Below are 10,951 nucleotides of genomic sequence, written 5' to 3'. Positions count from 1 at the left end.
TGGAATTTATGCACCGGATGGGGTGAAACGTGTGGCTATTCACCTATGCCGACATTGATAAGCATATGCGCTTGAATATGGAGGTGATGATGATGAATACACCAAGACGAACAAGCAATCCTTTACTCTTATCAGTTCTTTTGATCATAGGCCTGTTTTGTGCCTCATCTGCATGGGCTGGAGCCAATACATCGCAGGATTTTGATGCCAATGGTGATGGGCAGATAACCTTTGAAGAGGTGATGACAAAAGTGGAGCGATCTGCGCGCAAAGCGTTTGATGGCATGGACAGAAACCATGATGGGGTGTTATCCAATAAAGATTTCAATGATGTGCGCGAAGGCATGCAGAAAATGCAAGAGTGGCTGGATCAGTTGCTTAAACCATTTGTGCAAGAGGATGATGCGGAGACATTGGCACTGTAAGGGAAAAACACTTCTTATGTGATAACACTCACGGTTTTATAAGGGTGAATCGGCAGGTTCTCATTTTAGAAATATAAACCTGCCCAAGGAGTTCATGTGGCCAATTTCCGCACCCATATTACTGTTGCAGTCGTGGCCTCAGCAACTGCGACGCTCTCATGCATGCAGGCGGATGTAATATCACATCAACAGGCTGTGATCCTGTTTGCATTGGGCGTGTTGGCTGGTATTTTACCCGATGTGGACTCTGATTATTCGGTACCCACGCGTATGTTGTTTAAATTGTTAAGTGTACTGTCTGCGGGGCTTGTGGTGGCCTGTTTTGTGAATCAGTTGCCACTTATTTATCTGCTTGGTCTGGCTTTGTTGGCGATATTTGCAGTTCAATATATTGTCTATCCACTATTTGCTTCGGTAACAGAGCATCGGGGGCTGTTCCATTCCCTGCCTGCGGCAATGCTATTTGCCTTGTCGATTGTGATGCTTGGCCTGTATGGATTGCACTGGAGTGTTGATTTTTCATGGTTGGCAGCATTTTTCATGTGTGGTGGCTACCTGGTGCACCTGTTATTAGATGAGTTCTACAGTGTTGATTTTATGGGGCGTAGTTTAAAAGCCTCCTTTGGCACTGCGCTGACCCTGTTTAGCCCATCCTCGTGGCTGTCATATCTATTGCTGTATATGGCTGTGGGCGCGGGCCTGTATATGTTGCCGTTGCCTGGCTGGGTGTAAGCCGGACTATTCATCAATGGCGCCTCAACCCGCTTCGCGTCGCCTAATCTAATTTGCTGCAAAGTGCGCAGAGTTATGCCAAGGCGATGCAAAAAACACACCTACAGTAGTATGGTTTTCTCTGCGTCCTTCGCGGTGAGCGATTTTGACGCGGTTATTTAAAATCAGGGTTTAACCTTAGCGTTCAACTGAGCAGACCCTTAGGCTAGTCTGGCGCGATGTTACAGATACTCATGATTGGCTCTGTGTGGCCAGAGCCTGCCTCCTCTGGAGCCAGCTTGCGCCTGATGCAATATATCAAGCTGTTCAGGCAGCAAGGATGGTCTGTAACTTTTGTCAGCACAGCGGCAGAGAGCGAGTTTATGGCAGACCTTGAAGCGTTATCTGTTGTCTGTGTGCCGGTAGAGGTGAATGAAAACTCCTTTGATGAGTTCTTACAGCAACTGCAGCCGGATATTGTGTTGTTTGATCGTTTCAGCATGGAAGAGCAGTTTGCTTGGCGGGTGGAAAAAGTGTGCCCGAATGCTTTGCGCCTGCTCGAAACCATCGATCTGCACTGTTTGCGCCATGCCCGTCATATGCAGTTTAAACGCCATGCTGAAGTGGTACAGCATGTAGAAGCTTCCGACCTGTATAGTGAAGTCGCGCAGCGTGAAATTGCCTCGATCTTTCGTTCTGACTTATCCATTCTGACTTCCAGTTATGAGATGGCGTTGTTGCAAGAGCGTTTTTCGATGCCGGATGAACTGATCTGTCATTCTGCTTATCTGTTTGATGCGTCGGATTACCCGACGCCCTTGCCTGATTTTGAACAGCGGCAGCATTTTATGACCATTGGAAATTTCCGGCATGCACCCAATTGGGATGCGGTGTTATGGCTTAAGCAGCAGATATGGCCGTTGATACGCGCCCGGCTCCCTAGAGCAGAACTGCATGTGTATGGCGCATATGCACCACCGAAAGCGACAGCGCTGCATGATGCCCGGTCTGGTTTTCATGTATTGGGGCGGGTGCCTGATGTCGATGCGGTGATGATGCAGGCGAAAATTTGTCTGGCCCCGTTGCGCTTTGGTGCAGGTATTAAAACCAAACTGGCTGATGCGATGCGCAATGGTACGCCGAGTATTACTACCAGTGTCGGTGCAGAGGGCATGACTGGAGGTTTGAGTTGGGGTGGCATGGTTACCGATGATGCTAACGCTTTTGCCGATGCTGCAGTGCGACTGTATCAGCAGGAAGATGCTTGGAAAAAGGCTCAGGGTGATGGTTTTGATATAGTGTTCAGTCAATTTGATATGTCGATAAATGGGCCTGCATTGATCCGGCGCATCCAGGATTTGCGCGCCAATATTGAGCAGCATCGCTTGCGAAACTTTACCGGTTCGATGCTACGCCACCATCAACATCGTAGCACAGAATTCATGTCGAGGTGGATTGAGGCGAAGAATAAGATATAAGCATTAACTATTCAGCGCATCCCTGATTGTCCCGATGACTGCGTTAAACGTGCTCACTTACTGCAGTAAGCTGCGCTTTTCGCCTTTTCCTCAGAAAAATCAGAGCCAATCTGAATAGATAAATGTTTTGCCGATTTTGCCGTTCAGGGTACATAAGGAGGAAATATTTATCCTGAGGGTGCAGTTTAACAGCGTATCAGCAGATTTCTAACTTGGTACGATGTATGCATGGAGAAAGATATGAGCACTGCATATGATATGATTCGCCACCCCGTTGATATTCCGCTTGAGGTAAAAGCGGTGCTTGCTGCTGATGATCAGGCCGATCGCAAACAGGCGGTTTGCGGGCAGCTCAGTTTTCATTTTCCTATGATGATTGCAGTCGGTGTGTTGTTGAGTATTTGTATTCCAAGCATTAATGCACAGGAAAAGTTGAAAGGGCAGGTGACATCAATTTCCCAGTCCGGTCATGGCTTTATGATTGCGATGTCATTTCAGTCTGAAACAGAGGCATTCCGCATGCGTATGCTGGAGCAGCTATGCCAGATCGAAGATTATCGCCAACATGCTTTAGATCATGAAGGCAGACAACTGAATCAGGAACAGGCCGCCTTGGAATGGATTGATCACTACGCTGCCACATTCCCTGTTGTCTAGTTATTTGTAAGGCCAACTATTGAAGATAAAGAGGGTGCCCATGGGCACCCTCTAAGTTTATTCTCGAACAGTGTCTGTTAAGGTTTATTGCGTTCGGTAATCTCAATGAGATGATAGCCGAATTGTGTTTTGATCGGGCCATGTACCTTGTGCAGTTCATCGGTAAAGACGACATCATTGAATTCTTTGACCATCTGGCGCTCACGGAATGTACCCAGGTCACCACCTTTTTTGCCGGATGGGCAGGTAGAGTGCTCTTCGGCTAATGTAGCGAAGTCAGCACCAGCCTCAATCTCAGCTTTCAGTGCCGCGCACTGCGCCTCATCGGCTACCAGGATATGACGTGCTGCAGCTGTAGCTTTCTTTTTGCGTCCCCACATGTTTGTGCTCCTTGTTATTGCTTTTCTTAGTGTGTTTGTGTCTTCGTGGTAAAAGTTTTTGATCTTCTAATCGGACAGACCGGAATGGCGCAGCAGTGCATCTACCGACGGTTTACGACCACGGAATGCTACAAACGCATCCATGATCTCGCGACTGCCACCAATGGATAACAGTTCGTTGCGCAAACGAGCTGCTGTATCAGCGTTCAAGACACCCTCCTCTTCAAAGGTGGCGTAGATATCGGCCGATAATACTTCGGCCCATTTGTAAGAGTAATAACCTGCTGCATAACCGCCTGCAAAGATATGCGAGAAGCTGTTCTGAAAACGGTTGAAGGATGGTGGTGAAAAGACGGATATTTCTTCACGCACCTTATCCAGTAATTGCTGAACAGTTTCATCACCATTCACATCAAATTGAGAGTGCACCAGCACATCAAATAGAGAAAACTCGATCTGGCGCAGCATGATCATGGCCGACTGGAAGTTTTTGGCAGCGAGCATCTTGTCAAACAGTGCATCCGGGAGTGTTTCACCCGTTTCATAATGTTTGGCAAAAAGGTCAACTACTTGACGTTCCCAGCAGAAGTTCTCCATAAACTGACTTGGCAGCTCCACGGCATCCCATGGCACACCACGAATGCCGGATACTCCAAGCTCGGACACAGTCGTAAGCATATGATGCAGACCATGGCCAAATTCGTGGAACAGCGTGGTTACCTCATCATGTGTCCACAGGGCGGGCCTATTGCCTACAGGGGCATCAAAGTTGCAGACCAGATATGCCACCGGCAATTGTAGTACGCCGTCCGGGCGCTGCCAGCGCACGATACATTCATCCATCCAGGCACCACCGCGTTTATGCGCCCGCGCATAGGGGTCGAGATAGAAGGCAGAGATCTGTGTGCCAGTGGCATCACTGACTTCAAAATAACGGGCACTCTCATGCCAAACGGGAGCATCATCACGTTCACGGATGGTGATACCGTAGAGTTTCTCCACCAGCCCGAACATGCCGTTGATGACGTTCTGTTCAGGGAAGTAGGGTTTGAGCTCTTCTTGGGAGATAGCATAGGTTTTCAGGCGCAGTCTTTCCGATGCAAAAGAGATATCCCATGCCTGTAGCTTATCAATGCCAAGTTCGGTATCTGCAAAAAGTTGTAGCTCGGCAAATTCTTTTTGTGCAATCGATTTACTTTTGTCTGCCAGCTCACGCAAAAAGCCTGTCACTTCTTCCACATCGGTTGCCATCTTGCTGGCTAACGATGATGCGGCGTAGTGCTCAAAACCAAGCAGCGCTGCAGCCTCGCTACGCAGGGCGAGGATTTCATTGATGACAGGGCCATTATCCAGCTCACCGGTTGAAGCCCGTGTGACATATTCGCGATACATTGTCTCGCGTAAGTTGCGATTCTCAGCAAATTGCATGAATGGAATGTAGGAGGGTGCATCAAGGGTGATCAACCAGCCGTTGTTGTTACCTGATTCTTTGAGCTTGTCTGACTGGGTGGCGCGCTGTGCGGCAGAGGCCCGCACTGACTCCGGCAGGCCCGCAACATCGCTTTTATCTGTCAGGTGCAGTTCAAAGGCGCGGGTGGCATCCATCACATGTTCACTGAAGCTGGTTGCCAGCTCTGAAAGCCGCATCTGAATTTCAGTGAAGCGGGTTTTGTCATCGCCCACAAGCTCAGCACCGGAGAGTTTGAAATCCCGCAAGGCATGGTTGACGACTTGTTGCCGTTCTTCGGAGAGAGATGGGAAATCATTACGCTCAGAGACCTTGCGAATGGCAGCATACAGTGCTTCATTCTGCCCCAGTTCACTTGACCATTCGGTCATCTTCGCCACACCTTGCTGATAGATCGGGCGCAGTTCGTCGGAATCACACACCCCATTGAAATGGCTAACCGGCCCCCAGACACGTCCGAGACGTTCCTCAATGACTTCCAGCGGCAGCATCAGCGAATCCCAATCAGGATCAGCGATTTGCGTAAGCTCAGCCACAGTCTTGCGTGCCTGCGTAAGCTCCGCATAAATCGCCGGCAATACATGCTCTGGCTTGATCTGATCAAAAAGAGGCAGTTTAGTAGTGATCCCTTGCAGGATTGGATTGGAAGTTAGTGCTGTCGTGGTTTCATTCATGTCCGGAACGATAGATAGCCCCCCCATCAAAGCAAGAGGCTAGTCCTCAGAGGTGAATGTATGAGGTTAAACTATAGCAATGAAGTATGATGTATTGGAAGTCGAAGAGTAAATGGGTAATCTGGGTTCCGGGTACTGTTTGGAGGAGATTGAAATGGGTGATAAAACTATAGAAATGCCTGATGCAAAGGGTTATTTTGGCGAGTATGGAGGGCAGATTCTTCCACCGCAAATGATTGCTATTATGAATGAAATTAATGACTCTTATGAGGCGGTCACCAAAACGGATGCATTTCAGCAAGAGCAGAAACAGTTGTTTGCGGATTACGTTGGTCGCCCCAGCCCGATTTATTATGCCAAACGATTGAGTGAGAGTATTGGCGGCGCACGTATTTTTCTTAAACGCGAAGACTTGAACCATACGGGAGCCCATAAGATTAATCACTGTATTGGGGAGGCACTGTTAGCCAAGCATATGGGTAAAACCAAGGTGCTGGCAGAAACAGGAGCCGGCCAGCATGGGGTGGCGCTGGCAACAGCTTGCGCGCTAGTTGGTATTGAATGTGAGATTCATATGGGTGAGATTGATATAGCAAAAGAGCACCCGAATGTCACCAAAATGAAAATTCTGGGTTGCAAACTTGTTCCTGTATCTCGCGGTACCAGAACATTGAAAGATGCCGTTGATAGTGCCTTTGAAGAATATATGAAGGATCCTGTGAACTACTTTTATGCAATTGGTTCGGTGGTAGGGCCACACCCGTTTCCAAAGATAGTGCGTGATTTCCAGAGTATTGTTGGCAAAGAGGCGAGAGAGCAGTTTATGCTGAGGGAGGGGAAGCTTCCCGATCTGCTTATTGCCTGTGTGGGCGGCGGGTCTAATGCGATCGGTCTGTTTACAGCCTTTCTGGATGATGAGTCAGTCAAGATGATTGGGGTTGAACCTGCAGGAAAAGGGCTGGATACCAAAGATCATGCTGCTACGCTTACGCTTGGTGTGAAAGGGGCTATTCATGGATTTGAGTGCTATAACCTTCAAGATAGTGAAGGAAATCCGTTACCCGTTTACTCAATTGCTTCAGGTCTGGATTATCCCGCCGTTGGCCCGCAACACTGCTATCTAAAGGATATTAAACGCGTAAAATATGAATCCGTTGATGACAAGGAGTGCCTGGATGCCTTTATGCAGCTTTCCCGCTTGGAGGGTATTATTCCTGCACTTGAGAGCGCCCATGCTGTGGCGCATGCCATGAAAGTTGCTAAAACAATGTCCAGTGATGCGACAATACTTGTGAACCTTTCAGGAAGAGGGGATAAGGATGCTGATTTTGTAGCTGAGCAATTATCACTTTGATTGTCGTGTGCAGGGGATGGAGTTTAACAACTCTGAATGATTAAGGTGTTGGGTAAAGCCTTGCGGCCATAATTCCAGGATATGTCGAGAAGTCGATATGCACTGAACCTTTGAGCGAATCGCATACGAAAAGGCCTCGATTCAGCAAGCTTTGAATGTCTTACGTGCCTGTCTGTCGGCATAACCGGTGTTCATTTTTGGTGCTCTGTCGCGCTTAACGGAGCCGCTAAGCAGTGCTTCCAGCAATAAACAAGGCCCGCCATTGGCGAGCCTTGTTGTTATGATGATGAATCAGTCATCATGTCTCGTATGTTTACCCTGTTTCTTACCATGGCTTCCATAATAGTCATCATCATTATCGCGCGTCAGCCCCTGGGGCTGAGCCTCAGCTACGACATCACTGGCACATGATTCAGTTACCACTGCTGTAACACGCATCAACATGGCCGGTGCCTCGATTTCATACACACCATTTTCCACTTCAACCTCGGTCTTCTCATCTTCGTATTCAAATTCGATGATTTGACCATCGGTTACAGTGATTGGTGTTGCATAACCAGCGATCACCAGCTGGGCTGTGACATGATCCACATTCACCATACTCGACACAGCGAAGTGCACGATGAAACGTCCCTCATCAGAGTCACGACCATATTCCTGATCATCCTCATCACCAGCACTGTACGGCACCAGACTCGCTGTCAGCACAGGTACAGGAACGTTTACAACAGTGACATTCTGCTGCCCTACAGAAGAATTATGATTAGCATCTTCTGCCGTCCAGTGGATCACTGTTGTTGTACCCTGACCATAGGCCAAAGGCGCATCAGATGTCACAATCACCGGTGGAAAGAAATCCGTCGCTGTCGCCTGCCCGATCGCCACCGGAGTCAGAGGACACATGGACCCATAACTCACATCAACAGGCACAGTCAGAACCGGTGGTGTGGTATCTAACACCGTAACAGTAAAGCTGCTGCTACTGCTGTTATTCGAAGCATCCGTCGCCGTACATGTTACTGTTGAGCTACCCAGACCAAAAGTGCTACCGGAAGCCGGCAAACAGCTGACTACTGGGTTCGGGTCAATATTATCGACAGCAACAGGTAAGCTGAACGTAACCACAGCACCAGCTACAGACGTCGCTTCAACCCCTGTAATATCAATAGGTGGTGTTGAAAACACCGGTGGATCAGTGTCAACACCAATCGCTACCGGATCAATAATCACGCCGTTAACCACCCCGTCCAGATCATATGGCCCACCATCAGTCAGAGTAATCTGGATGGAGTTCGGGCTTGTCTGTGTCCAGAGACTGCTAGGAATCATCATAAACGGCGGCACACCACCTGTTTTAAAGAGCAGGAACGGTGTAGGCAGTGCAGAGCTGAATGTCAGTGTCACCGTCACACTACCACCGACTGGCGACGTCACACTGTATGCAACCGAAGCAAACGGGAAGCTGATACCGGCAGGGCCTCCAAAAGGGATACCGGTAGTGCTAGCAAACAACGTCTGACCCGGAGGTGTCGTGATGCTCACCGTCCCAGCGTAAGGTAGCGGCAGGTTCGGAATCGAATTTACTTCATTCACAATCACATTCATCTGATCGCTGCTGTGATTGCTGGCACAATCCGTAGCCGTCACTGTAACCGGCGTAGTGCCAATCGGGTAAGATCCTACTGGATCCACTGTCAGTGAAACACCGCAGCAATTATCACTGGATGTCGCCTGAGTCAGCACATCAAATACTGCACCACCCGGGCCTGTGGCATTCAGCGTAACATCTGCACCTGCATTGACGACAGGCGCAGTAGTGTCTTCCACTGTAACAACGGTAGTAGCTGTATTCGACCCACCGTTTCCGTCACTTACAGTCAATGTCACTGTTGTAGCACCGCGTGGGAAGGAAGCCGTCGGGTTGGTGCCCGTTGCAGAGCCACCTCCGGCCCATGACCAGTTGTAAGTCAGTGTATCGGCTGGGTCCAGATCAGAAGCAGATCCATTCAGCGTAACATCCGCACTGGATGCGCCGCTACATTGTACCGTTTGATTAGCTCCGGCATTGGCAACAGGAGGATGATTCCCGCTCCCTGCCTGCAGTGTCATAACCAAATCATCCAGAGCAGGCCCCTGCCGACCGTAAAATCCGAAATTGCCGCTGTCAATCGTCAGCGATTTGATGCCCGGCCCGGTGAACGATAATACTTGAGCTGGTGGAAATGGACTGGCGCATGAGGCACCAGTACCACCACCACTTTCAGAGGCGGTACCAATCACCACTCCAAGTGAATTTTTCACTACCGCATCCCATGGTGGGTATGCCAGGGAGGTACAACGAGCAGCCCTCGTAAAGCTCAAGCTGTCAATCGGGGTGGAAAATTCCAGTGTGAAGGAAACGTTCGTGTTACCAGGAAACATCTCCAACACATTAGGCGATGACGAGGCCACAACATTCTGTCCCCCGAAGTTTGGGAGGGCTGGATCTGCCGACGCCACCGTCAAAGTTGCTCCCACCTGACTGGTGATGGTGATACCGAAACCGGCCAGGTAATTATCCAGTGCTGCACCGGACACCCTGCCCGCCGTTGTATCGAGGCTGTCGAAGTCCACGGTCACTACTGCGGAAGGAGCAGGTACTCCCGCCGGAATATATACCTCATGCACATTAGTCGATGGTGCTGGTGGAGTAAGGAAGCCACCAATGATATGTAGCTGATTAAGCAACACCGTTGGAGCAGAGCCGCTTCTTGCTGTGGGCATTGTCGCTGGATCGACGGTCCAGCTATCCGATGCAGGATCATAAACCCAAACACTGTCGCGCTGAACATCATTAAATGGATTGAAGCGCCCCCCGATAACATAGAACTTGTTATTGATAACACCAGTTGCGAATAAATGATTCACCCCCGGCATGGGTGCTTTGGTGATCCATGTGTCTGTAGCAGGATCATACTCTTCCAACCGAGTCACAGATGGACTGGATGGCCAGGTTTCTCCGCCAGCCACATAGAGCTTGCCATTCACAACGCCAGCGCCTCCCGAAAAGCGAGTGCCCGCCGCCATCGGAGCCTTGGTCGCCCATGTGTTGGTGGCAGGATCGTATACAAAGAGATCGGCATGAGCTGTTGATGGACAACATCCGGAGCTTCCACCAACCACATACATCTTTCCTCCAATCACTCCACCCATGGCTGTATCCCGTGCAGCAGGCATCGGGGTACCAGTCGTCCATATATCCGTTGCAGGATCGTAAATCTCAAGGCTGTCTCTCTGCATAAAGGTAATGTTGTTTGAGAGCCCTCCGGCCACATACAATTTACCATCAATAACACCTGTAACTGTACGCAAACGCTTGCTTGGCATCGGTAAACCAGAGGCCCATGTATCGGTGGCTGAGTTGTAAATCCCCAGGGAATTTGTGCTTAAGCCAGTCACGGGATCACTGCCGCCAACCACATAGATTTTACCGCCGATAGCTTCAGCCGAGGCCATGACTATATTGGTAGCAGGGTAGGTAGTTTTGGTGGCCCATGTACCCGCAGCCGTCGCAACAAACCCCATAGGGGCAATGCTGATCATGATTAGTAATACCAGTGCCACTCGTATAGGGCTTAAGAAACCAGACTCAGTACATTTTGCTATGAATTTTTGCCAGATTGAGTAAGTCATGATTGATACCTCCAAAAAAATATCTATGCGGTACTAGTAAAGTTTATGGGGCGGAGAAAATATATGGGGATTTATCCTGTATTTACCCGGGGTTTTATCCCGATGTAATGCAACTTGCTGTATTTCGGCTAT

At 49.3% G+C, this 10,951-nt stretch carries 8 protein-coding genes; 5 read left to right on the top strand and 3 right to left on the bottom strand.

Annotation, left to right across the window (positions count from 1 at the left end):
* Positions 1-29 precede the first annotated feature (29 nt).
* From D8Y20_RS03995 to D8Y20_RS03980, 4 genes are all read left to right on the top strand, one after another.
* Entirely contained in the window at positions 30-425 is a 396-nt protein-coding gene (locus D8Y20_RS03995; protein ID WP_201265521.1) for a hypothetical protein, read from the top strand.
* Between the two features lie 96 nt (positions 426-521).
* On the top strand, positions 522-1,157 hold the full coding sequence (locus D8Y20_RS03990; RefSeq protein ID WP_121541751.1) for a metal-dependent hydrolase: 636 nt from the start codon (positions 522-524) through the stop codon (positions 1,155-1,157).
* A 218-nt stretch (positions 1,158-1,375) separates the two neighbouring features.
* A complete protein-coding gene (locus tag D8Y20_RS03985) occupies positions 1,376-2,614 on the top strand; it encodes a glycosyltransferase (protein WP_121541750.1) in 1,239 nt (412 codons plus the stop codon).
* A gap of 240 nt (positions 2,615-2,854) precedes the next feature.
* Entirely contained in the window at positions 2,855-3,271 is a 417-nt protein-coding gene (locus D8Y20_RS03980; protein ID WP_121541749.1) for a hypothetical protein, read from the top strand.
* A 77-nt stretch (positions 3,272-3,348) separates the two neighbouring features.
* Here D8Y20_RS03980 and D8Y20_RS03975 read toward each other — a convergent pair whose 3' ends face one another.
* Together D8Y20_RS03975 and D8Y20_RS03970 are read right to left on the bottom strand one after the other, a co-directional pair.
* The gene (locus D8Y20_RS03975; protein ID WP_121541748.1) at positions 3,349-3,651 is read right to left on the bottom strand and encodes a peptidylprolyl isomerase; all 303 of its coding nucleotides are present in this window, start codon (positions 3,649-3,651) and stop codon (positions 3,349-3,351) included.
* Positions 3,652-3,717: 66 nt separating this feature from the next.
* On the bottom strand, positions 3,718-5,793 hold the full coding sequence (locus D8Y20_RS03970) for a M3 family metallopeptidase (RefSeq protein ID WP_121541747.1): 2,076 nt from the start codon (positions 5,791-5,793) through the stop codon (positions 3,718-3,720).
* Between the two features lie 154 nt (positions 5,794-5,947).
* Here D8Y20_RS03970 and trpB point away from each other — a divergent pair, with 154 nt between their 5' ends.
* The gene (gene trpB / locus D8Y20_RS03965; protein ID WP_121541746.1) at positions 5,948-7,147 is read left to right on the top strand and encodes a tryptophan synthase subunit beta; all 1,200 of its coding nucleotides are present in this window, start codon (positions 5,948-5,950) and stop codon (positions 7,145-7,147) included.
* A gap of 291 nt (positions 7,148-7,438) precedes the next feature.
* Here trpB and D8Y20_RS03960 read toward each other — a convergent pair whose 3' ends face one another.
* Positions 7,439-10,819 (bottom strand): choice-of-anchor U domain-containing protein, encoded by a 3,381-nt coding sequence (locus D8Y20_RS03960; protein WP_121541745.1) that lies wholly within the window; start codon positions 10,817-10,819, stop codon positions 7,439-7,441.
* Positions 10,820-10,951: the final 132 nt, after the last annotated feature.

The sequence above is a fragment of the Mariprofundus sp. EBB-1 genome (assembly GCF_003665155.1).
Classification (GTDB): Bacteria; Pseudomonadota; Zetaproteobacteria; order Mariprofundales; family Mariprofundaceae; genus Mariprofundus.
Note: the sequence above shows the minus strand (reverse complement) of the source record. Positions and strands in the feature narration are given on the sequence as shown.